This is a genomic window from Paenibacillus daejeonensis DSM 15491, from assembly GCF_000378385.1.
Lineage (GTDB): Bacteria > Bacillota > Bacilli > Paenibacillales > Paenibacillaceae > Paenibacillus_D > Paenibacillus_D daejeonensis.
In genome coordinates, this window is the sequence record NZ_KB899662.1 from 264,908 (window position 1) to 287,028 (window position 22,121).

22 protein-coding genes are annotated in these 22,121 nt (G+C 55.4%); 5 read left to right on the forward strand and 17 right to left on the reverse strand.

Going from position 1 to position 22,121, the window contains the following annotated elements; translation table 11 throughout:
- Window positions 1–15 precede the first annotated feature (15 nt).
- The 15 genes from F556_RS0114590 to F556_RS0114660 form a co-directional block, all read right to left on the reverse strand.
- On the reverse strand, window positions 16–1,644 hold the full coding sequence (locus F556_RS0114590; protein ID WP_020617713.1) for a DUF6382 domain-containing protein: 1,629 nt from the start codon (window positions 1,642–1,644) through the stop codon (window positions 16–18).
- A gap of 21 nt (window positions 1,645–1,665) precedes the next feature.
- On the reverse strand, window positions 1,666–2,154 hold the full coding sequence (locus F556_RS0114595) for an A24 family peptidase (RefSeq protein ID WP_211222592.1): 489 nt from the start codon (window positions 2,152–2,154) through the stop codon (window positions 1,666–1,668).
- Window positions 2,155–2,172: 18 nt separating this feature from the next.
- Window positions 2,173–3,138: a hypothetical protein gene (locus tag F556_RS0114600; protein ID WP_020617715.1), complete on the reverse strand. Its 966-nt coding sequence runs from the start codon at window positions 3,136–3,138 to the stop codon at window positions 2,173–2,175.
- Window positions 3,101–5,344 (reverse strand): TadE/TadG family type IV pilus assembly protein, encoded by a 2,244-nt coding sequence (locus tag F556_RS0114605; RefSeq protein ID WP_020617716.1) that lies wholly within the window; start codon window positions 5,342–5,344, stop codon window positions 3,101–3,103. Before F556_RS0114605 ends, F556_RS0114600 begins: the two co-directional genes overlap by 38 nt.
- Window positions 5,341–6,024, reverse strand: coding sequence for a TadE/TadG family type IV pilus assembly protein (locus F556_RS0114610; RefSeq protein WP_169447590.1), 684 nt, complete (start codon window positions 6,022–6,024; stop codon window positions 5,341–5,343). The genes F556_RS0114605 and F556_RS0114610 overlap by 4 nt, the downstream gene beginning before the upstream one ends.
- A 1-nt stretch (window position 6,025) precedes the next feature.
- Window positions 6,026–6,211 carry a Flp1 family type IVb pilin gene (locus tag F556_RS0114615; protein WP_020617718.1) on the reverse strand — a complete coding sequence of 62 codons (186 nt, stop codon included), beginning with the start codon at window positions 6,209–6,211 and terminating at the stop codon, window positions 6,026–6,028.
- A gap of 33 nt (window positions 6,212–6,244) precedes the next feature.
- On the reverse strand, window positions 6,245–7,126 hold the full coding sequence (locus F556_RS34080) for a type II secretion system F family protein (RefSeq protein WP_020617719.1): 882 nt from the start codon (window positions 7,124–7,126) through the stop codon (window positions 6,245–6,247).
- A 37-nt stretch (window positions 7,127–7,163) separates the two neighbouring features.
- On the reverse strand, window positions 7,164–7,916 hold the full coding sequence (locus tag F556_RS0114625) for a type II secretion system F family protein (RefSeq protein ID WP_020617720.1): 753 nt from the start codon (window positions 7,914–7,916) through the stop codon (window positions 7,164–7,166).
- Window positions 7,916–9,157, reverse strand: a complete 1,242-nt coding sequence (locus F556_RS0114630) for a TadA family conjugal transfer-associated ATPase (protein ID WP_020617721.1) — start codon at window positions 9,155–9,157, stop codon at window positions 7,916–7,918. Before F556_RS0114630 ends, F556_RS0114625 begins: the two co-directional genes overlap by 1 nt.
- Complete coding sequence (locus tag F556_RS0114635; protein ID WP_020617722.1) at window positions 9,093–10,247, reverse strand: P-loop NTPase family protein; 1,155 nt, start codon at window positions 10,245–10,247, stop codon at window positions 9,093–9,095. Before F556_RS0114635 ends, F556_RS0114630 begins: the two co-directional genes overlap by 65 nt.
- 151 nt (window positions 10,248–10,398) lie before the next feature.
- Window positions 10,399–10,806, reverse strand: a complete 408-nt coding sequence (gene ndk / locus F556_RS0114640) for a nucleoside-diphosphate kinase (protein ID WP_020617723.1) — start codon at window positions 10,804–10,806, stop codon at window positions 10,399–10,401.
- Between the two features lie 23 nt (window positions 10,807–10,829).
- Window positions 10,830–11,801 carry a class II fructose-bisphosphatase gene (glpX, locus tag F556_RS0114645; RefSeq protein WP_020617724.1) on the reverse strand — a complete coding sequence of 324 codons (972 nt, stop codon included), beginning with the start codon at window positions 11,799–11,801 and terminating at the stop codon, window positions 10,830–10,832.
- 270 nt (window positions 11,802–12,071) lie between these two features.
- Entirely contained in the window at window positions 12,072–12,899 is an 828-nt protein-coding gene (locus F556_RS0114650) for a pyruvate, water dikinase regulatory protein (RefSeq protein ID WP_020617725.1), read from the reverse strand.
- Between the two features lie 12 nt (window positions 12,900–12,911).
- Entirely contained in the window at window positions 12,912–13,556 is a 645-nt protein-coding gene (locus F556_RS0114655; protein ID WP_020617726.1) for a CBS domain-containing protein, read from the reverse strand.
- A 591-nt stretch (window positions 13,557–14,147) separates the two neighbouring features.
- Complete coding sequence (locus F556_RS0114660; RefSeq protein WP_020617727.1) at window positions 14,148–15,932, reverse strand: M3 family oligoendopeptidase; 1,785 nt, start codon at window positions 15,930–15,932, stop codon at window positions 14,148–14,150.
- Window positions 15,933–16,064: 132 nt separating this feature from the next.
- Between F556_RS0114660 and F556_RS37140 the strand changes: the two genes are divergently transcribed.
- A complete protein-coding gene (locus F556_RS37140) occupies window positions 16,065–16,235 on the forward strand; it encodes a YycC family protein (RefSeq protein ID WP_020617728.1) in 171 nt (56 codons plus the stop codon).
- The gene (locus F556_RS0114670) at window positions 16,232–16,474 is read left to right on the forward strand and encodes a hypothetical protein (protein ID WP_020617729.1); all 243 of its coding nucleotides are present in this window, start codon (window positions 16,232–16,234) and stop codon (window positions 16,472–16,474) included. Before F556_RS37140 ends, F556_RS0114670 begins: the two co-directional genes overlap by 4 nt.
- Window positions 16,475–16,490: 16 nt before the next feature.
- Here F556_RS0114670 and F556_RS0114675 read toward each other — a convergent pair whose 3' ends face one another.
- Together F556_RS0114675 and F556_RS0114680 are read right to left on the reverse strand one after the other, a co-directional pair.
- Window positions 16,491–17,195, reverse strand: coding sequence for a DUF2225 domain-containing protein (locus F556_RS0114675; RefSeq protein WP_020617730.1), 705 nt, complete (start codon window positions 17,193–17,195; stop codon window positions 16,491–16,493).
- Window positions 17,196–17,585: a globin domain-containing protein gene (locus F556_RS0114680; protein WP_020617731.1), complete on the reverse strand. Its 390-nt coding sequence runs from the start codon at window positions 17,583–17,585 to the stop codon at window positions 17,196–17,198.
- A gap of 284 nt (window positions 17,586–17,869) precedes the next feature.
- On the opposite strand from F556_RS0114680, the gene ylbJ reads away from it, so the two are divergent.
- The 3 genes from ylbJ to F556_RS0114695 all read left to right on the forward strand — a co-directional run bounded on the left by ylbJ (window position 17,870) and on the right by F556_RS0114695 (window position 21,537).
- On the forward strand, window positions 17,870–18,928 hold the full coding sequence (gene ylbJ / locus F556_RS0114685; RefSeq protein ID WP_020617732.1) for a sporulation integral membrane protein YlbJ: 1,059 nt from the start codon (window positions 17,870–17,872) through the stop codon (window positions 18,926–18,928).
- A 68-nt stretch (window positions 18,929–18,996) separates the two neighbouring features.
- Window positions 18,997–19,794 carry an NAD kinase gene (locus tag F556_RS0114690; protein ID WP_020617733.1) on the forward strand — a complete coding sequence of 266 codons (798 nt, stop codon included), beginning with the start codon at window positions 18,997–18,999 and terminating at the stop codon, window positions 19,792–19,794.
- Between the two features lie 3 nt (window positions 19,795–19,797).
- On the forward strand, window positions 19,798–21,537 hold the full coding sequence (locus F556_RS0114695) for an ABC transporter ATP-binding protein (protein WP_026297302.1): 1,740 nt from the start codon (window positions 19,798–19,800) through the stop codon (window positions 21,535–21,537).
- Window positions 21,538–22,121 lie beyond the last annotated feature (584 nt).

The following is a 22,121-nucleotide window of genomic DNA, read 5'->3' on the forward strand; positions in this document are numbered from 1 at the left end:
CTGCAGTATACGATCTTATACTTGCTGAAAAGTGTAGACCGCGCCATTTGCACCCGCCAGCTGGAGCTGGTCACCAGACTGAATGGTGTATTGTTTATAAGGTATCATGGACTCGCCATTAAGCAAGCTGCCGTTGCGGGATCCCAGATCCTTGACGGCGTAACCGGAGTTCTCTTTTAAAATTTCCAGATGGGAGCGGGACAATCCTGAACTGCTATCCACGTAATGCGCATTCTCGCCGGAGCGGCCAATGACAAATCGTCCGTGTGATAAGGGTACGCGTTCGGAGCGACCATCCCACAGCCGTTCCAGATAAGCACCGTCAGGTCTGCCTGATTGTTTGGTGTCAGATGAACTTAACAATACGGTTTCCTCACTGCCAGGTGAAGGTGCAGCCGTAGGAGGAACCGGCGGAGGGTACACACTGGCATCTGGCATTTCCCAGGTAGCAGTTCCTACTGCAGCAGGCCTCACCGCCCCGGAGGGTACAGAACTTACTGCCAGTTCGCTTCCTTCCACCTGTTGGCGTTCCCAGCCCCCCCAGCGCCAGGCCGACTGCTCCTCTTCGTAGTCCTGGATGTCTTGACGGACAGCAGCTTCATCTTCTTCCGCCTCTTCTGACTTGTCTGCACTCCGCCAGCCCCAGTACCCGGCAGCAGCTGCCAGCAAGGTTAGTCCTCCACACAGCAAAGCCCGCTGCATCGTAGGCGTATCCATGTAGCCATAACGCCATACGAGTGCGGAAGCTACGAAGACGATTGCACCTATCACAATGGTGCGCCTTGATTTCGAGCCCTCACCTTGTTCCTCTTCCACAACTTCAGGAGCCGGCAGATCAGCATCAGCATTAGTTGCTCCGACTGGAACCCCTCTTGGGGGATCAACTACCGCTGCTCCTTGCATGATTGGCGGAATTGGGGCTGCCACTTGCTGTTGTTTTTCCACCTCTCTGGAAAACGGAGCAGCATTGTACGGTTGTGAAACTGCCGGTCGATTCGGTCGAGATAATTGAGGTTGTACAGCCTGAGCCATCTCGGGGCTGGTATTCTGCCCTACAGGGGCCGCCTCCGGCTTGCCTGATAAAGCAATCAGTTCCAGCAACAGCTCGCGCAAATCGGTCCAGTCAGCGATATCATGTCCTAGCTCCCGCAGCATACGTTGCAGCCCGGCTCCATCTACTTGCTCGACATGGACCGTCCACCGCACCGCGAGCCCCGTCAAGCGCTCGCGTACTGGCAATGTTGGTTCCACGCGTAAGGGCATGTAAGCCAAGCCGATATCCTGCCAGGCATCTCCGACATACATATAATGCTCATGTAGCAAAATCGCTTCGCTGCGCAGCATATAATGCTTGCAGTCTTCGATGGCTTCCACAATGGCCAGTATCAATTGATAATACTGACGCATCGTGAACGTGCCCGTCTGAAGTCGCTGCGACAGCATCCGTTTTCCTGCCAGTGCATAGCGAAACGTAATATGTCCATCCAGGTCGTACCAGTCCATCTTCAGCAACCGAGGCACCTCTGCTGCCTGGAGCATACTCAGCTCCAATTCATCCAGCTCCTCACGCACAATACCCTTCTCCCGGTCCAGCAGCATCTCATGCCCGCGCTGCATAGCAAAATCCATCCGGTATTGTTCCATTACCTGTCTCCTCTCTTCTTGCTAGAATACGAAGCAAATTACAGCCGCCGGCGCTACGGCCAGCATGAACGGGAAGCGCAGTCGCTTCCGGTTGCTAACGTCATCGTCAGGCGCTTCGCCAGTGCTATTCATCAGCATCCAGCCCTGCAATACATTCAGACAGCGGTAAAAAAAAGGACGGTACACCATTAGAATGACCAGTCCAATCAGCCCAGCCAACAAGATGGAGTAACACATCAGCTCCAGCACCGCCGCTGCGCCCATCCATGCCCCCAGCGCACCAAACAACTTCACATCACCAGCGCCGATTCCCCTCAAAAAGTATAGGATTAGCAAGGGCAGGAATCCTGCTGCCGTTCCGAGCAGTGCGGCTCCCAGACCGGACCAGCCAGAGACGATTCCATGAAACAGCCAGCCACAAATGCATGCAGTTAATGTCAAGCGATTGGGAATAATCATGGCCCTGACATCGCTTATCAGAGCCATTCCCACAATCATCAGTGCTGCCATCCCTGTCATTGTCAATTTCTATGTGCCCCCTTCATTCAATGCCTGAGCCTTGACGACATCAAAATGCATGCCGATGCGCGCACCGTCCGCCCCGGTTACCGTAAGCTCCCACGTTCCCGGCGTTGTGTTGCCTGACACATGCCACTCCCAGTCCACATATCCATTCTCGTCTGCCGTTGCCTCGCCCAGGTGCCTCGCCTTGCTGGAGCCGCTCTTATATTGCACGGCGAGCGCAACCGTTGCCCCTGGATCTGTACGTACCATTAGCCTGGCTTTCCGGCCCGGGCGCACAGGGTCAGGCTGAATCCCAATAATTTGAAGAAGTGAGGAGCCCTCATCTGCCATATTTCCAGAATCCGAAGGCAAGGCATCGGGAATCCACACACGCTCGGAGACACGCCCATGCAATTTCAAGGACCTCGGTGTAAAAGGTAAATTAAGCGGGTAGTCGTAAACGGCCACCAGCTCCAAATACGCTTCCTCTCGACCATGCAAGTCCGGCAGCTTCACACTCTCCACTCGCAGTCTCTCTACATCAAGCACGCTCTGTTCAGCCAGCCGATGCAGCAGCGGCTCGGCAACCCTGGAGGCGACGTAAGATGCCGCCATGTCCCCGGTTGCACTCCAATCACCGGTAATGGCTGACGTAATCAAGGTTCCGGCCGGCTCGGGAAGCCACCTGGCCAGTGCTTCAGCAGCGCGGCTCATATCTGCAAGTGGCAGCCGCTGCTGCTCGGGAGCAGGACGCTGCGGGAGCTTGTCCGCAGCCAGTAAGGCAGGATGTATATGCGCGGCAGTTTGCCGGACGACCTGCGATGCAGCATCATTCACAGCCATTTGTGCTGCTGCCAACTGCACCAAAAAGATAAAAAACAGCAAAACAAACAAGATCAGCGGCAGCAGTAGGGCGGCCTCCAGCACAATGCCGCCGCTCTCTCCCTGCTCTTTACGAGTACGACCAGGCCACAGTTTTCGTTGTTTCATAGCGATTCCCCGTTACCTTTCCATCCAGCAGTCCCGTTCGGGCAAACTGCTTCATGATCCCCGGCAGGAACCATAGTCTTAATGAAGCCGAGACTTCGGCGGATGCGCCGGTCGGCATCCTCGCCAGCCGGTAGCCGGTGTTATGCTCCATGAGGGCGATCATTCGCGACATCTTGTTCTCTGCCGAGCCTTGCACCATCAGAAACACCCTCAAATAGTCCAGGTAAGTGACATCTACCTTGATGTATTTGGAGAGCTCCGTCTTGCCTTTGCGTACCAGGTCAAACAGATCCTCCACCGATTTGGCAATGCCATAGACGACAGCGGCCGCCAGAATGAGCAGCGGATGGCCCAGAGCCCGGCTTTCGATTAATCCCTCCATCGTGCGAATGGCGAGCCGTACGGCAAAAATTTCGCCATAGGCGGCGGACACATTGCCTGCCGGATTATGAATGCCATACAGCACATATTCCAGCTCCTGCTGACTTACATTAAGGGCATGTGCAAATTCTTCACTGCCTACCGATTCGAACAGATTCTGCAGCTTCTGGGGCGGAAAATGCGCGAAGCGCTGGGCTGCGTATTCCCCGACGTACAAAATATCGCGAAAATCGGTCGCCACCTCGCCCAGTCCGCCAAACAAGCCACCCAACCCATTCATAGCTTGTTCAGCGTCTTCACTCGCACTCCCATCGTTTCCTTCAAGAGGATCTTCGGCTCCTGACTCGCCCCCCTCCAAGTAAGCGTTAAACCTCACACTTTCCTCATATCTTTCTTGGAGCTGCAGGAAGGCTTCTTTGTGCTCACCGATCTGGGGGCTGAGAGACATTCGTTGCAAGAGCGCACGGGCATCCTTCATCATACCTGCTGCTGCCGCTTCCTTTTCCTTCTGAAGCTTGGCAGTGGGCCCGTTGGCCGGCAGCTTGAGATGACGCTGATTCAGAATATCTCCTGGTTCGGAGTATCGTGTCATATAAGTCATGAAGCTGAGATTCAAGTTGGCCAGGGATTCTTGCATCAAGGATTGGGCATGCATGCCATTCAACGCAATGTTAACCGAGGATTTGAAAGCCGCACCTTCCATATCGACGGAACGAAAGTCAGTTAACTGCTGTCTGATTTCCGATTTGTACATTTCAAAATAATCCTCCACCAACACCAAATCATCGGCCATCCGGCGAATCTCATCGAGCTCATCGCTAACCGATCCCGGCACATCACCTCCGTCAGTTCCCGGGCTGTCAGCACTCTGAAGACGATCGTACCCATTCGGAGCCGAGGCCGCGGCAGACTTGGCCAGCTCTTTCATCGCTCGATTGGCATCCTGTGCTTTTTCCACCTCCACGATAGCTTCCTGCAGGATCGGATCCTGTCGGACAAGCGCTCTTGCTGCTGCTTGCTGAATTTCATCGGCTGTCGATCGCGCCGAGGATTGATAGGCGGCAATCGCCGCCCCGTACAGCAAGGCCGTTCCATCCTCCGTCAATTCATTGCTTGCCAGCCATGAGGTATAGGTACTGTAGCTTGAGACAATACTCATGGCCGTCTGACTATTGAGGTGACTACCGACTGTAGTTGGGATTAGCTTCTTGAGCCCAGAATCGGCCCCAATAGCTGCTGCCGTTCGCTGCAGGGTCAAAGCTTCCTTCAACGCCTTCTCCCGCGTCTCATACAGCTTGCGCATCTTCTCCAGCAGATTGACGGTGGCGGTAGCCTCCTTCATCGCACCGGAGAGCGGCTTGAAGCGGGAGATAATATCCATGGTAAAATCAACTGGCGCTTTATATTTCATCTCTTCAAGCACCTGTCGTCTGAATACATCATAGGTGCCCAATACCTGCGAAGGGTTCACATGCGAAGCCTCTCGCTGCATGGGCAACAGTTGGAACCCATTCTCCGGAGACTCCAGGCTGCGGTCTGCTACCCGCTCCAAGATGGCGTCAGCATCCGAGCCGCCCCGCGCAAACAGCCCATACCGGCTGTAAAGCATTTCGTCATAGGCGGACAGCACCGATCGAATACCGCTTTGAACGGCGATTTCCAGCTTGCGATCTGCTGCGGCAATCCTCCCGAAATCCATAAGAACGGCTGTAAACAGCAGGATGCCTGCCATCACAAGAGAGAAAAACACGGTAATGGAACCGTCTCGGTTCGCAGCAAAACGTCTGCGTCGGGGCTGGCTTCGTCGCTTGATGAGTCTTATCATTTCTTGCCACCCCCTTTGGCTGCGCGTCCGCGCAGGATCTCAGCTGCCTGCGACCGCTTCGCCTTGGTGTCGACGATATCGCCAAACTTCGCGGTGTAGTATCGGACCATATCCACGCTGCGAATGAACTCTACAGGATCCACAACCGTGCCCGCTGCGCGTGCCTGAGGCTCCGAATGGCCGAGTAGCGTCTCAAGTGGTGTAATCCGGATCGGCTGACGTACACGCGCCGTCACGGTGCGCAGCGTCAAGCCGCCATCAAAGGTAAGGTCGCCACCGTATGCGCCGGGGATAAAGACGGCTGCAGCTGACAACTTGCCCTCCGGTAGTCCGCCTCCGCTTCCCGAGCCAGCTGGCAGCTGCACACGCACCGGCTCCGTGTCCGCAACCAAGCCGAACAGCGAATCCAGCATATGATCGTCATGCAGCCTCCAATACAATCCATCATACTGACCGACAGGGGCCATCCCACTCATTGCATCCCGGTGGCTGTTGTCCCAGCTGTGCGCCGCCCGTCCCGCTGCCTGCGATGCGCTATGGTACAGCACCACCTTCTGGTAGACGTACATGCTCATGAACAGCATAGCGAGCAGGGCTACCAGCACGACCGGGAAGACAAGGCTCGCTTCGATGGTGAAGGAGCCTCTTTCGCCTCGTAGAAAAGAGTTAATGTTTCGCACCTCAATCAAAAATCTCGTTTGCTTTTCCCTCCGCCTCGCCTAATAAGCTATTTACTAAGCCGATAATCCAATCTTTGAAAATCAATGCAATCAAAATCACGACCGCAATAATCAACACAATCTCCAACGTCCCAATTCCGTCTTCCTCGTTCCAAAATTGCTTTACAGCCTGTTTCATGTTCTCCATGCTTCAACACACTCCTCTTCTTGTATGTACTGCTTAAGACATCATCAATACAGCCGGTGAGGCCACAATGACCATGAGAATCAAAAAAATAACCACCAGCGGAAACACCAGCTTGGACGACGCTTCCTCACCCAACGTGCGAGAAACCGACTTGCGCTTCTCCCACAGGGCATAGGATAACTCCCGAAGCGACAAGCGGAGCCGGTCGCCGCCCCGTCTGTAGTTGAGCAGCAGGTTGGTCGTGAACATCGACACCTCCTGGACCGCGCAGCGTTTGTTGAACCCCTCCAGGGCGATATGAAAAGCAACACCATTGTGCATGTCATGGCACATGCGGGTCAGCTCCGCATAGAGGGGGTGACCCGCCGAAGCCTCCCGCACATGACTGGCCTGACAGCGCAGCAACGCACGCTGGATCGTCTCCCCGGCGCCGATTAACAGCATGAGCTGGCTCAACAGCTCGGGCATGGCCAGCAGGACCTGTTGTCTGCGGCGATGGATACGCGTCTTCAGATCGCGGAGCTTGGCAGCAGGGATGATTCCTGCAATGACCGAACCGATGACCAATACCATCATCTCTTCACTCTGCCATGCCATCAGGGCCGCGACCGTCAAGGCCGCATAGCCGTAAGAGACCGCCAGGGCCAGCTCACGCTTCGTATCATCGAAGGTATGGCGCTCGCCGTTCAGAATCAGCAGCCGGCTGTGCAGTATGGTGAGGAACGACTGGAGCTGCTCCCAGAGATTGTACCGCTCCGCCAACGCCAACCAGGGCAGAGTCAGATGCCAAGTCAGCGGCTCCTTGCGCTTGCGACGAGAAGCTCCGCTTATCTGTCGCTGCCTAAGGAACGCCCAGCCATAACCGGCAGCCCACAATAGGACTAGCGTGGCAGCAGCAAGCTGAGCCACTACCATTCCATTCACCTCCCTTCTTACATCCAGCCAAGCTCTGCTAAATGCGAATTGACATCAGCCGGATCATGAACCAATAACATAACGACAGCAGACCCAGACACACCGTCAGGAGCACATAACCAATCGGACTGGCGTACAATGGCTCCATATAATCGGGTGCTGCGGCAGCGAGAAATCCCAGGAAAATAAACGGGATTGCCATCATAATGCGGCTTTCAAACTTTTTCTGGGCAATCATGACGGCGATCTCCAGCTGAATATCCAGCTTCTCGCCAATCGTCTGGGCCGTAGAACGGATAATCTCGACCAGATCCCCGCCGGTTCGCTTGCCGGTGGCGAACACATCCACGAAGTTCGTGATGTCCTCGATGCCGGCCCGCTCACTGAAATCCCGCAGCGCTGGCTCCAGTGACTCCCCATTATCCAGACGGATCCGAATAAGGGTAAACTCCCTCAGAATATCCGTCTTCGGATCGGGATAGATCAGCTGCAGATCGTCAGCGAGCGTACGAAACGCATTCTCGACAGAGCGCCCCGCAGCAAGTGAGGAAGTTAGGGAAACCAACGCTTCCTTGAACTGCAGCCGCAGTCGCTGCCTACGCTGCTCGGCCAGGATGGCCCGCCACCAGCGTGGCATCAGCAAGCCGGAAGCGGCGCACAGCAAGGCTACAATTACCGACCGATAGAACAGATATGAAGCCACAAAAGCGATCAATGCTCCCAGCGCCACAGCAAGCGCCTGCTGGCCTCTACTGAGCATGTACACACGATAATCTGTCATCTCCTGCATCAGCCGCTCTCCCTTCCCGCCAGACCGGCCATCTGCAGCTTGGCTACGCCGCTCATTGGCTCCCCAGTTGACCTCAGTTCGCCAATAATCTTGCCTTCCCGCTCATCTTCCTCCACAAAACGATACAAGCACCGCGTCCGTACCTCTCCATTCTCCAGACCCAGGACCTCGCTGATCTCTGTCACCCGGCGGCTGCGATCCCGCAGTCTGGAGAGGTGAATCATAATGTCGATGGCCGATGCGATTTGCTGCCGGATGACCGGCACGGGCAGGTCGGCTGCGCTCAGCACCATCGTCTCCAGCCGTCCCATCATGTCGCGTGTATTGTTAGCATGGCCGGTGGACAACGAACCATCATGGCCAGTATTCATTGCCTGCAGCATATCCAGCGCTTCTCCCCCGCGCACCTCACCCACGACAATCCGGGAGGGCCGCATCCGCAGGGAGGCGCGGATTAACTCACGCATCGGGATCTCGCCTCTGCCTTCGGTATTGGCATTACGCGTCTCCAGTGAGACCAGATTCGGTACGCTGCGGATCTGTAGCTCCGCCGAATCTTCAATCGTGACAATCCGCTCATCGGCGGGGATGAACTGGGACAGCGCATTAAGGAAGGTCGTCTTACCAGAGCCGGTGCCGCCGCTGATGAACACGTTGTACTTGGCGACAACCAACTGGCGTAGCAGTTCGGCAGCTTGCTCGCTCACCGCCCCCATTCGGATCAAATCTGCCATCAAGAGCGGCTGGTCGGGAAACTTGCGGATCGTCATCGTCGGTCCCTTCAGCGCAATCGGGGGCAAAACCACATGGACGCGCGAACCATCCGGGAGTCTCGCATCAACGATAGGCGAGGATTCATTGACGACCCGGTTCACCCGGGACACGACACTCTGAATCAGATCCTCCAGCCGTTCGCGGCTCTCAAACGCATGTGGATACCTGCTCATGGCGCCGCCCTGCTCAATGAAAATGTCATCATAATCGTTGATCATAATCTCTGTCACCGAGGGGTCATCCATGAGCGGCTGCAGTACATCCAATCCGCGAAACGAATGGAATAATCGACGAACCATCTGCAGCTTCTCGGTCGAGGTCATCACCGCAGAACCTTCCCATTGAAAGACCGCCTGCTCAATAATCGCCGTCAGCTCAGCATCATCCACTGCACCGCTTAGATCAATGCGCTCGCGAATACGGCGCCTCAGCCCAAGCACCACCTCCTCTGCTGCGATCAAGTTCATCTCCTCCCTCCGGATAAACCAGCTGGTGCATCAAGTGATCTACTGCTTGGCGGTACTGGGGCGAAGCAAAAGGGACTGGAGCCGCCTGTGGACCCAGCCATTGCGGGATCACAGGTAGGATGCCTTGCGAATCTGGCTGCCCGCTCCCTGAAGCAGGACGCTCCTGCTCTCCGATGCGAATCATCCGCAGCCGGTTCTGCAGCAGCTCGCCGCCGCGCTTCCTTGCCTGCTCCAGCCCGTACTGGGTTTTGCCTCGCACGGCAGCATCATCGGACCATAACCACAGCAACAGCTGGCTGGCAGACGTGACCTGCTCATGAACGTCGTCCATCCAGGTATCCATATCGACGACAATCAGCTCATATTCGCCACTGCCCCTTATGGCTCCCAGCAGTGAAGCCGCTACGGCTCCCGTCAATGCCCGACGCTCTCCCGGTCCCTGGGGTGGTGCAAAGGTATCGCACTGCAGCACGCCGTGCTGCTTCCTCAACTCCCGCAATCTTACTTGTGCCTGATCCGGCTGGGCCTGCAAGCTATACAGCATCCGCGAGAAGCTATCATCGGGCTGGTCCCCGAAGAGACTCCCTGCTCCATGCCATTGCTCCAAATTCAGATAAAACACTTTTTTGCGCTGCATCGCCGCCGCTCGAACAAGATGCAGGGCCAGCGTTGTTTTGCCGATGCCAGCAGCGGCGGAATAGACGCTAACGATCAGTGGCGCTCCCTTCAACTGCGTGGGCTCGGCGATGCTTCCCGATGCCTCGCGATACAGCTGCGTCAGCTGACGCAGCAACTCTGGCAACGGTTGAAATTGCAGCAGCTCTGCTCCACTTTCTCCCCGTCGCTGGCGCACCAGCTCCGCCACTACGGCATCCGAAGGCATCAGTTCGCCTGCCTCCTCGATGAAATCAGGCTGCGCAAGTACCAAATCCGCCGGATAGCTGTTCTTGAGATATTGCTTCATTGCCGGCGGATGGGTGAACGCCGTCACCTGCCAGGCCGCGCCGAACGGCACGTCCCGCATATACGAGGTCAAACGTTGAATATACTCGGGTTCCCTGGCCGCTATGATCAAATGTCCCAGCTTCATGATGGGCTCCTCTCTTTGTGAGAACACGCAAAAAAGCACCGTAAATTACGCATTCCATGCGCAATGTACGGTGCTTCCGTCACGTGTTCCTGAGTTATTTTGACCTAATATAGCATAGTTCTTCCAATTCCGTCAACGGTTAGCTACTGCTTTACTGGTCTCCTCCAAAAAACAATCCAATCTCACGCTCGGCACTTTCAGGAGAATCAGCGCCATGCACGATGTTACTGTCCATGATGAGAGCGAAATCGCCACGGATGGTACCCGGTGCAGCTTCAGCTGGGTTTGTCTTGCCAATCAGGGAGCGGGCATTGGTAACGGCTTTGTCGCCTTCCCAAATCATGGCGAGAACCGGACCAGAGGTAATGAAATCTACCAGCTCGCCAAAGAATTTTTTCTCCTTGTGCTCGCGGTAGTGCTCCTCCGCCAATGCCGTTGGAATGGTCATCACCTTGATATCTTTGAGCACCAGCCCTTTTTTCTCAAAACGGCTTACAATTTCACCCATTAATCCTCGTTTGACGCCATCCGGTTTAACCATAACAAATGTTCTTTCCATCGTGGAACTCCCCTTTTCGTTGGTTAATTGGCACTTCTCAGCAACGCTTTGTTAGGCAAATAATGCAGGGAACGAATATAGCGGATTGTCTGGGTCTTCACCCGCATGACAACCGAATGCGTCTCCGCCCGCTGATCGGGAAGGTAGCGCACACCACCCAGAAACTCCCCTGGTGTCACACCGGTCGCGGTGAAGATCACATCGCCCGTACCGACCATGTCGTCCATACTGAGCACCCGCCTCGGCTCCGAGATCCCCATGGTGATGCAGCGATCAAACTGCTCTTGATCCTCAGGCATCAGCCGGCCTTGAATTTCACCGCCCAGACACTTCAGTGCGGCAGCTGCCAATACGCCCTCCGGGGCGCCGCCCGAACCGACATACAGGTCGATACCCGTCTCTGGGAAAGCAGGGGCCATCGCACCGGCAACATCTCCGGCCGAGAGGAATTTGATCCGTACGCCAGCGTCTCTGAGATCTTGCACAAGCTCAGCATGCCGAGGCCGATCCAGCAGGATAACGGTGAGGTCGGAGAGCGGTTTGTTGAGTGCCAGCGCTGCCTTCTCCACGGTCGTCCGGATGGGATCGCGAATGCTTAGCTTGCCCGCCAGCGCCGGTCCTACCGCCAGCTTCTCCATATACATGTCGGGAGCATGCAGCAGCTGCCCCTGAGGTGCGATGGCCAGAACGGACATCGCATTGTTCAGCCCCATCGCAACGATCTCCGTCCCCTCCAGCGGGTCCACAGCGACATCTACGGCAGGGCCTTGCAGATTGCCTACTTGCTCGCCGATGTAGAGCATCGGCGCTTCGTCCATCTCGCCTTCCCCTATTACCACTGTTCCCTGAATCGTAATCGAATCAAACATCCGCCGCATCGCTTCGGTAGCAGCTCCATCGGCACTATTCTTATCGCCCCGTCCCATCCATGGTGCGGCTGCCAACGCAGAGAGCTCTGTGACCCGGACCAGTTCCAACGCTAGTTCTCGTTCCATTCTGCATCCCCCTCCGAGTTATTCAAGGTGAAACGGCGGTTGCCGTCCATTAATTGCACGTTCAAAAAGCCAACGATTCAGCACCGAGAAGGTTGCGAGAACCTGAAGAAGGAGGAGCGGAGTGTAGGCAAACCTACATGAGCACCTAAGAGTTTCCGAAGGAAACTAGCATCGTAAGCGATACTTTTCGAAGGTGAACGCAAGATTCGATGTCGAGTTTGCTTCCCGGGCTCCTTCGTGATCAATTGAGGGCTTTTTGAACAACCTCTTTTACGGCTGCGGTGAACGTTTACGCTCATGCATCCAGGTTGTAATGATGCCAGCCGTCTCCTCAATGGCGCGGTCCGTCACATCAATAACCGGACAGCCGAGCTTGCGCATGACCTCTGAAGCATAGTTTAATTCTTCATGGATGCGGGCTTCTGAGGCATAGCGAGAAACGGCGGGCAGCCCCATGGATTTTAACCGCTCGGCACGAATCTTGATGATCTGGCGCGGATCCATCGTTAAACCAACAATGAGGCGCTCTGAGGAAGGAATGAGCTCAGCTGGTGGCTTCACCTCCGGCATGAGCGGCAGATTGGCCACCTTGATTCCCTTATGCGCAAGGTAGATACTGAGCGGCGTCTTCGATGTTCGAGAGACCCCGATCAGCACGACCTCCGCCTGGAGCAGTCCGCGTGCATCCTTGCCATCATCAAAGTTCACTGCAAACTCTACAGCATCAATCCGTTGGTAATAATCGTCATCAAGCGTGTGCAAGAGTCCCGGCTCACGCCTCGGAAACCCGTTGAACGTGTCGATATAGGCTTGCATCATCGGCCCCATTACATCGACAATCCGCACGCCCCGCTGCTTGGCCTCTTCCTTCATCATCTCGCGCAGTTCCGGTTGTACCAGTGTAAAAGCGATGAATCCTCCCGTTGCCGCGGCTTCCGTAACGATGGAGATAATCTCTTCCTCCGTCCGGATATGACCATATCGCCGAAGCTCTACCTCTCCTGCCGGGAACTGGCGAATGGTCGCCCGTGCGACCGCTTCCGCCGTTTCGCCTACGGCATCTGAACAGACATAAATAATCCGCTGCTGTTGTGTCAACTTTTGCTCCCCCTATTCCGCTGCTGTTACCAAATCCTTCAGAAGATGAACGACATTCGTCTTCGTCACCCAGCCGACAGCCTCCGTCCCACTCTCTGTTTCCTCCAGGACAGGCAGACAGTCCAGCTGATGCGCGATCATTTTTCTAACGGCTTCGGTGACCGGATCGTCGGGTTGCACGGTGACAATATTCGGATAGCGGGTCATAACCATACTGACTGGTATCGTCGCGGCGGTCGAATTGCCCAGCGTGACCTTCAGCAGATCCTTTGGCGTGACAATGCCCAAAAATTGCTTGTGCTCGCTAACGACGAGCAGCGTATTCGCATTTTCCATAAATAGCGTAATGACTGCGTCATGCACCGACAACGTATCCGCGATGCTGACCGGCGAGCCCTGGACTTCACGTACCTTCATCGTCTTGAGACTCTGGAGAGCGGCATTGTCCTGACGATAGGCCGTTCCCAGAAAGTAGCCTACCTTCGGCTTGGCATCCAGCAGACCCAGCATGACCAGAAGCGACAGGTCTGAACGAAGCGTCGGCCTGCTGACGCCCAGCATCTCAGCCAACTGTTCGCCAATGATCGGCGCGTGCTGCTTGACAATATCCATGATCTCTAACTGACGCGCTGATAGCTCGATGTCCCATCCCCCCATATTTTACACAGGTTTTACCCTATCGGCTTGCATATTGCAGAACAATCCGATCCATTCGGTATATTTAATGTATCATATATATAATTAATGTACAACATTTATGGCAGACAACCTTATATCAGGTCACTCCGGAAGTGGATATTTCTAATTATAACCACGCATCCAGTAGCATCGCTGTGACCAAAATCACGACCACTGCCCCTTAAAGTCAAAAGTACAATTAATAGCACATGATAATAGCAAAATGACACAGTTAAAGTCAAAAGTACAACTAAATCGCTCGTTTATTGAAATATATGGGTATTCCAGCGAGATTAATTGCACTTTTGTCTTTACGGGCCTCAGTATCTCAACTCAAGCTAGAATTAGTTGTACTTTTGACCTTAGCGCAGCCAGCCACCTCTCCCCCGCCACGCGAGATCCCCACCCACCTCCATGGACTGTATTAATGGGTTCTTCTGCTCCGCCTCCCCCTCATCATGCGATGATACGAGAAAATTAAGCGCATCACCCAAGCATCAGCGTACCGACACGCTTCCAATTGAAAAGGCCTGCCAAGGCGTACAGTGTACACCTGGCAGGCCTCGCTTCTTATTCCGTCATCTCTAAAAACGTCTGGATATCCTGAACGCAGAGCGCCACCGCGCTCCGCCAAAAGTCCGGGGCTTCAAGCGACACGCCCAGATGCTTCTGGGCCAGCTCCTCTACCGTCATACGCCCGGTATCGCGCAGCAGCTCCACGTACCGATCCGCAAAGGCCGACCCTTGCTCCAGCGCGCGAGCATAAATTCCCGTACTGAACAAGTAACCAAAGGTATACGGGAAATTGTAAAACGGCACATCCGTCAAATAAAAATGCAGCTTGGATGCCCAGAAAGAAGGGTGCTTGCGTTCAACTGCCCCGCCAAACGCTGTCTCCTGGGCTTCCGTCATCAGCTCGCCCAGCTCCTCGGCGGACAATGTACCTTCGCTGCGCTTGGCATAGAAGGCCGTCTCAAACCGGAAACGCGCATAAATGTTCATAAAGAATGCGACCGAGCGCTGGATTTTGTCCTCCAGCAGCGCCAGCTTCTCCTGTGGGTCCTGTGCCAGCTGCATGGCCGAGTCAGCCACAATCAGCTCGGCAAAGGTTGAGGCCGTTTCCGCTACATTCATCGCATATTCCTGCGCCATCGGCGGCAGATCATTCATCACATGCTGGTGATAGGCATGCCCCAGCTCATGAGCCAGCGTCGCTACATTGGATGCTGTGCCGGAGTAGGTCATGAAGATCCGGGTCTGTCCAGTCCGCGGGAACGAGGTGCAGAAGCCCCCCGGCCGCTTGCCCGGCCGATCCTCCGCCTCGATCCATCCGTCCCGGAAAGCCGTCTCTGCAAAATCGGCCATCTGCGGGTCAAAGCTGCGGAAGCGTTCGGTGATGAATTGGGCTGCTTCCTCATAGCCGATCGTCTTGCCGGCATTGCCAAGCGGCGCTTCTACATCATGCCAATCGAGGCGCTCCACCCCGAGCAGCTTCGCCTTGCGCTCCAGATAGGCAATCAGCTGCGGCTTGCTCTCCTCGATAGCAGACCACATGGCATCGAGTGTGCCTTCACTCATCCGGTTCATCTGCAGCGGCTCCTGCAGCACCGAGGACCAGCCCCGCTGCTTGTAGAGCTGGAGCCGGAAGCCTGCCAGCCGGTTCAGTGCATCAGCGCACAGCACAGACTGGCTGCCCCAGACCCGCTCCCATTCGTCAAATGCAGCTACCCGCACCGAACGATCCGGATGAGACAGCAGGTTATGCATCTGCCCGGCCGAGAGCTCACGTGCCTCTCCCGCTTCAGGCGGCGAGGTGAAGCGGGCTCCGGAGACGATCGTATTGTACAGCTCTCCCCATCCGTGATACCCGTCTACGGCCAGACTGCTGACCAGTGCTTCCTGCTCGGGCGGCAGCTTCCTTCGCGCCAGCTCGCGACGTTCTGCCAGATAGAACGCAGCGTCCGCCAGCTGCGGCTGCTGAATCCATGTCTGCCAGACTTCATCCGGCTGACGGCTCAGCGCCTCGTCAAATCCGGTCAGCGCTTGTCCGAACTCGGCAGCCAGTGTCTGCACGCGGTTGTTGAGACGCGAGGCCCGTGTATCGGTCATCTGTTCGGCCATCAAACAGGAGACAAAGGATTCGGCCTCTCGCAGCCGCTCAAGAATAGATTGCACCGTAGTCGTCCAAGCATTTAAGGTCTCCCCTGTGACGTTTCCATTCTGCTCTGCCGTCTCTGTCTGCAGCTGTCCAATCTCACGGGAGAGCTGCTCCAGTTCCTCTGCGAAGCTCGCCGATGACGATCCGCCTGCAAAGAATACCTCCAGATCCCAACTCGTGGGCAACCCTTTCTCCATCGTCACCACTCCTTTTTTATGTAGACCTGCTATTTGCGCAAAACCCGCCGACAGGTGTATAACTATACTATGCTTCAAAAGGCCATGCCTGTTAAGACGCTCTTATAAAACTAAACCCAGGAGGGATGTACCATGTCCAGACCCTTGCAGATTTCTGCCGAAACGGCCATTAAGCTCTCCGAGCAGCTAGGTGTGCCGATTGAGCACCTCATGCACATGCCACGCCATATCCTGCTGCAAAAAATGGCCGAGCTGGCAGCCAAAGAAGCCGCATCCGAAACGAAGGACAAGCCCGAATCATGATCCCACTCGAGCGCTGCTTGCCCTATGACCAGACGATGGGCGACCTGTATGTCCCGGAATGCCCATTTTGCGGTGAAGAACAGGTGCTGCTCCCCATGAAGCCGCAGGAGCTACAGGAGATTGCAGACGGCCGCAAACGCCTGTTGGTCTTTCCGTGCTGCAGGAACAAAGTGACCCTGCTGGATACGGACAACGATTATTTGCTCACAGACACTGTGATCCGACGGCTGGGCACCTAAGCCCAGACCGTCGCCACTATTGAGAGGCTTTCATTTCCTCAGGAATCTCCAGCTTTTTGGCCAGCATGTCTTCGCGCAACAGCTGCCATTGCTCCCTTGACGCCCGGATCATAGCCGCATCGACGATCCGCTTGTCGTGAATAACACGCGAGAACCATTTCACGGCTTCGTATGGTTCGTCCAGACGCCGATTCAGTTCCCCGATCAGATACATCAGTCGTGCATTGTTCACTGAACCGCCTTCCACCTCATACACCCGAACGTAAGAATCCAGTGCATACCGGAGAAAACGCAGTTCCTGCTCGGTTTCGTCCTTGTAGCGATACAACCAGGCAATATGCTGCAATAGCCCTGCAATAATACGTTCCTTATCTCGTACCGTCTGAGCGCACAGGAGGGCCAGCTTATAGCTCTGCAGGGCCTGCTCCCAGGTGCGTTTGCCCCCGTAATCGCGGGCAGTCCAGCTGCTTCCCAGCTTATCGCGATACAGCTTGCGCTGCACTTCATTCAGGACGGCAATTGAATTCTCGGTCGAAGCGAACCCGCAATTCGGGCAGACACGGACCACATAATAATCCGGGTTATGCCCTTCCTTGTAATAAGCGCAAAAATCGCTGTCGGTGCGAATCGCCTTTTTGAAGCTCTGTCGCACGCGGGAGGTCTCGAAGGTCCGCTCGCAGCAGACGCACTGAATTTTGATCGTATACAGCGGCTCCAGCACCTATTCGTCCTCCTCTTCCGTATTAATGAAATGGAAGGCCGGGGCCGATAAACGGTCCAATATGACTTCCCGCAGCTCAGCGTTCATGCCCAGCTCCTCCAGCGCCCCTCTCATGCACTCCAGCCAAGCCAGTGCACGCTCTCTGTTGATTGGAAAAGGCATATGCCGTGCCCGCATCATCGGATGGCCGTACTGCTCCGAATAGCGCATAGGTCCTCCGAAAAACTGTGTCAAGAACAAGGTCTGCTTGTCCATAACCGGTGTTATATCTTCAGGAAAAAGAGGACCCAGAAGGGGATGCGCCTGAACCCTTGGATAGAAAGCCTCAACAATCGCCCGGACCCCCGCTTCCTCGCCTACTGTTTCATAGATGGTCATTTTTGTCGTCATATCGAGTCAGAGCTCCCATACCAAGTATTCGAGAGAGAGAGTCTCGTCTCTCCCGCTAGATGAATAGATGTCGCCGTTTGTTTTCAAGTGAGACTATTATACCATACTGCCGTGCATGGAGATATGTCCCAGGTCCGGCGTGAATGCATGTGGGCAAGCCCTGACAGCGAGATAAGCCAATTTTTCTGGGGTTTGCCTCCTTCACAGTGCTGCCTGTCCCGCCTTCTGCATATATCTCAATATAGGTATGTCCAAAATGGGTTTATTGCGCAAGGAGGGCTGTCATGCTGAGACGTCTCACTCATCCGGTCTTGTGGACCGCTCTGCTTGCCAGCGCGCTCTCGCTTCTGCTTGCCGTCTTCCCCGAAGCGGCACTTGGCGCATCCGTCCGCGGCATTGCAATCTGGTGGGAAGTCCTGTTTCCCTCCCTATTCACCTTCTTCGTCCTCTCGGAAATCCTGCTGGGATTCGGAGTCGTTCACTTCTTCGGCACCATGCTGGACCCGCTGATGCGCCCCGTGTTCCGGATTCCCGGCATAGGCGGGTTCGTCATGACCATGGGACTGGTGGCTGGCTATCCTGTCGGAGCCCGATTGACAACACAGCTGCGGGAACAAGGGCTGGTCAATCGTGCGGAAGGGGAGCGGCTTGTTGCCTTTACCACTTCTTCGGACCCGATTTTTCTCATTGGTGCCGTCTCGGTCGGCTTCTTCCATAACGTTGCCGTCGCCCCACTGCTCGCCGCCGCCCATTATGGCTCTGTGATGATGATTGGTGTCATGATGCGGTTTCATGATCGGCGCGCACCCTCCACGCCGCCCCCCCAACAAGAACAGGCGACAGGCGGCAGATTCCGGGCATCTCTGGCTGCCATGCACAAGGCAAGGCTGGAGGATGGTCGCGAGTTCGGCACGCTGCTGCATGACGCAATCCAATCCGCTCTTCGCCTGATGCTGGTCGTTGGCGGTTTGGTCGTGTTCTTCTCGGTGATGATGGAAGTGCTGACACAGGCAGGTGCGATCCCAAGGTTAGCCGCCTGGATCGATGCGCTGATGAGAATGGTTGGCCTGCCCTCATCCTTGTCGGACGCCATTATTAGCGGACTATTCGAGGTGACACTGGGTTCACGCGAGGCCGGGGCAGCAGGCGGATCGCTCATCCATCAGTTGGCCATTGCCGCCTGGGTGCTTTCTTGGGGAGGACTGTCCGTGCATGCACAGGTCGCCAGTCTGATCAGCCGCTCTGGCATGCGCTATGGTCCTTTTTTAGTGGCCAGGCTGGTGCACAGCTTTTTAGCTGTGTTTCTCGTTTACGCGTTGTGGGGATGGCTGGGTCCCGTGTGAGATTGTGTTTCGGACCGTTTTCCGCTATCATTCAGTGTAGAATCAAGACGAGGAAGGGGCCGTTACTGTTGAGATATGCTGTACTGGACCGAGGAGATTCCCTGTCGCAGGGGCTCGCGGAGAAACTTCACCGACTGGCGGCAGACAAAGGCTTTACCCATGATCAGGACGAGCCCGAGATCGTGATTTCGATCGGCGGGGACGGCACATTGCTTCACGCTTTTCATACCTTTTTGCACAAGCTGGATCATGTTTCTTTTATCGGAGTACATACGGGCCACCTCGGCTTCTATGCCGACTGGCAAGCCAATGAACTGGAGGATCTCGTCGATCGGATGGCGACGGCAGAGCCGTTTCTCGTACGTTATCCACTCGCCAAAATCGAACTCGACACCTCCGATGGCAAAACCGACTATCTGGCGCTTAACGAATTTACGCTGAAGGGTGTCAATGCCACGCTTGTCGCTCAGCTCAATGTCAATGACGAGTTGTTCGAGATGTTCCGGGGGGACGGCATTGTGATCTCGACACCGACTGGCAGTACCGCTTATAACAAAAGTGTCGGCGGTGCGGTATTGCATCCGTCCATACCATCCCTGCAAATCGCCGAGATCGCGTCGATTAACAACCGCGTGTATCGGACCTTGGGCTCTTCCATCGTTCTGCCCGAGCACCATCATGTGGACATTATTTCAAAAAAAGAGCAGCGCCTGCTGCTTGCCATTGATCATATCAATATTGAGAGGGAGGACATCCATGCCATCCGCTGCAGCGTCTCTGACCTGCGTGTCCGGTTTGCCCGCTATCGACCGTTCCCGTTCTGGAACCGGGTGCGCGAGGCGTTTCTTGGCTATGATGTAAGGTAGCAGATGAAAGAGCTCCGAATGTACCTCAAGTTCGTCAAGCCCTACAAGGGACTTGTCGCACTTACCTTGTTGATCGGTATGGTCAAGTTTGCGATACCGCTCATGATGCCGCTTTTTCTCAAATATGTAATCGACGATATTCTGATGGCTCCCAAGCCCATCGCCGAGCAAACCACACAGCTGCTGACGGTGATCGGGCTTGCTTTTGTCGTCTTCATTGTTGTCCGTTATCCGATTGAATACTACCGGCAATATTACGCGCAGCTTACGACCAGCAAAATTCTGTTCGATCTGCGCAACAAGCTCTATGCCCATCTGCAGCGGCTATCGCTGCGGTTCTATCAGAGCCGCAAGAGTGGCGAGATTATCTCCCGAATGGTCAACGACGCCGAGCAGACCAAAGCCATCGTTGAAACGGGGCTTATGAATGTCTGGCTGGACATTTTCACCCTCTCGATTGCCATTGTCATTATGGCCACTATGAATGTTCCACTGACACTGGTCGCGATCATTGTGCTGCCGTTCTATGCGTATGCGGTCAAAAAGCTGTATAAGCGATTACGGGACTATTCCCGTTCCCGTTCCGCTGCACTAGCGGATATGCAGGGCTATCTGAACGAGCATGTGAATGGCATCCCTGTCGTCAAGAGCTTCACGCTGGAGAAGCATGAGCAAGAGCAGTTTGGCGGCAAAAACGGCCACTTCCTGAGCCGGGCAATTGCACTGACCAAATGGAACGCTCTGACGACCGGCATCATCAATACGCTAACCGAGCTTGCTCCGCTGCTGGTGCTTGCTTATGGCGGCTATCTAGTCATCACTAAGGATCTTTCGCTAGGCGAGTTTGTGGCCTTCTATGGCTATCTGGACCGGCTGTATACGCCGCTACGGCGGTTAGTCAATGCATCAACTACACTGACACAGGCTTCGGCCTCGATGGAACGGGTGATGGAACTGCTGGCTGAGCCCCCGGATGTAACGGATTCGCCAAATGCCCGAGAGCTGAAAAATGTTCGGGGAACCGTGGAGTTGGAGCGCGTGTCCTTCCGGTACCGCGATGAAAACGATTGGGTGCTGCGCGATGTTAGCCTGAGGATCGCTCCTGGCGAGACCGTGGCGTTAGTCGGCATGAGCGGAGGCGGTAAATCCACGCTCATAAGCCTTTTGCCGCGTTTCTACGATGTGCAAGAAGGTGAGATTCGCATCGATGGTCAGGAGGTGCGGGAGGTCACTTTGCAAAGTCTGCGCTCGCAGATTGGCATGGTGCTGCAGGACAACATCCTGTTCAGCGGCAGCGTCCGTGAGAACATCCTGCTCGGCAATCCCGTCGCCACCGAGGAAGCCATGAGGGAGGCGGCCCGCCGGGCCAATGCCGAGGGCTTCATCGAATCGTTGCCAGACGGCTACGATACGGAGATTGGGGAGCGCGGCGTCAAGCTATCAGGCGGTCAGAAACAGCGAGTCGCGATTGCCCGTGTGTTCCTCAAGGACCCGGCAATTCTAATTCTGGACGAAGCCACATCCGCCCTGGATTTGGAGTCAGAGCAGCTCATTCAGAACGCTCTCAAGGAGCTGTCCACTAACCGGACGACCATTATTGTCGCCCACCGGCTCTCCACCATCACCCACGCCGACCAGATCATCGTCATGGAGCACGGCGCCATTGTCGAGCAAGGCAGGCACGAGGAGCTCATGCGGCTTAACGGCGCATATGCACGGCTGTACAGCGTCCAGCACCTGTAGGTCTGGCCGGGCTGACGCCAATGCTACGCAGTTCAAGTAACATTGTGCACCTCATTGGGCGAATCATCGGTCAGCGGCGCTATCCAAGTAACATTCTGCACCTCATTGGGCAATTCGACGGCCAACGGCGCTATCTAAGTAACATTCTGCACCTCATTGGGCAATTCGACGGCCAACGGCGCTATCTAAGTAACATTGTGCACCTCATTGGGCGATTCGACGGCCAGCGGCGCTATCCAAGTAACATTGTGCACCTCATTGAGAAGGTTGGATTACTGCAACGAAAGAAACTTGCCTTAGAGGCACCAAGCGAGCGTGTCCCGACGCTGCAACGAAAGAAACTTGCCTTAGAGGCACCAAACGAGCGTGTCCCGGCGCTACAACGAAAGAAACTTGCCTTAGAAGCACCAAGCGAGCGTGTGCCGGCGCTACAACGAAAGAAACTTGCCTCAGAAGCACCAAGCGAGTGTGTCCCGACGCTGTAACGAAAGAAACTTGCCTTAGAAGCACCAAACGAGCGTGTCCCGATGCTGCAACGAAAGAAACTTGCCTTAGAGGCACCAAGCGAGCGTGTCCCGACGCTG

Bases quoted from the DNA above. Each gene is read 5' to 3' on its own strand.
- F556_RS0114590 (WP_020617713.1), bottom strand. From the start codon at position 1,644: ATGGAACAATACCGGATGGATTTTGCTATGCAGCGCGGGCATGAGATG.
- F556_RS0114595 (WP_211222592.1), bottom strand. From the start codon at position 2,154: ATGGCAGCACTGATGATTGTGGGAATGGCTCTGATAAGCGATGTCAGG.
- F556_RS0114600 (WP_020617715.1), bottom strand. From the start codon at position 3,138: ATGAAACAACGAAAACTGTGGCCTGGTCGTACTCGTAAAGAGCAGGGA.
- F556_RS0114605 (WP_020617716.1), bottom strand. From the start codon at position 5,344: ATGATAAGACTCATCAAGCGACGAAGCCAGCCCCGACGCAGACGTTTT.
- F556_RS0114615 (WP_020617718.1), bottom strand. From the start codon at position 6,211: ATGGAGAACATGAAACAGGCTGTAAAGCAATTTTGGAACGAGGAAGAC.
- F556_RS34080 (WP_020617719.1), bottom strand. From the start codon at position 7,126: ATGGTAGTGGCTCAGCTTGCTGCTGCCACGCTAGTCCTATTGTGGGCT.
- F556_RS0114625 (WP_020617720.1), bottom strand. From the start codon at position 7,916: ATGCAGGAGATGACAGATTATCGTGTGTACATGCTCAGTAGAGGCCAG.
- F556_RS0114630 (WP_020617721.1), bottom strand. From the start codon at position 9,157: ATGAACTTGATCGCAGCAGAGGAGGTGGTGCTTGGGCTGAGGCGCCGT.
- F556_RS0114635 (WP_020617722.1), bottom strand. From the start codon at position 10,247: ATGAAGCTGGGACATTTGATCATAGCGGCCAGGGAACCCGAGTATATT.
- ndk (WP_020617723.1), bottom strand. From the start codon at position 10,806: ATGGAAAGAACATTTGTTATGGTTAAACCGGATGGCGTCAAACGAGGA.
- glpX (WP_020617724.1), bottom strand. From the start codon at position 11,801: ATGGAACGAGAACTAGCGTTGGAACTGGTCCGGGTCACAGAGCTCTCT.
- F556_RS0114655 (WP_020617726.1), bottom strand. From the start codon at position 13,556: ATGGGGGGATGGGACATCGAGCTATCAGCGCGTCAGTTAGAGATCATG.
- F556_RS0114660 (WP_020617727.1), bottom strand. From the start codon at position 15,932: ATGGAGAAAGGGTTGCCCACGAGTTGGGATCTGGAGGTATTCTTTGCA.
- F556_RS37140 (WP_020617728.1), top strand. From the start codon at position 16,065: ATGTCCAGACCCTTGCAGATTTCTGCCGAAACGGCCATTAAGCTCTCC.
- F556_RS0114670 (WP_020617729.1), top strand. From the start codon at position 16,232: ATGATCCCACTCGAGCGCTGCTTGCCCTATGACCAGACGATGGGCGAC.
- F556_RS0114680 (WP_020617731.1), bottom strand. From the start codon at position 17,585: ATGACGACAAAAATGACCATCTATGAAACAGTAGGCGAGGAAGCGGGG.
- ylbJ (WP_020617732.1), top strand. From the start codon at position 17,870: ATGCTGAGACGTCTCACTCATCCGGTCTTGTGGACCGCTCTGCTTGCC.
- F556_RS0114695 (WP_026297302.1), top strand. From the start codon at position 19,798: ATGAAAGAGCTCCGAATGTACCTCAAGTTCGTCAAGCCCTACAAGGGA.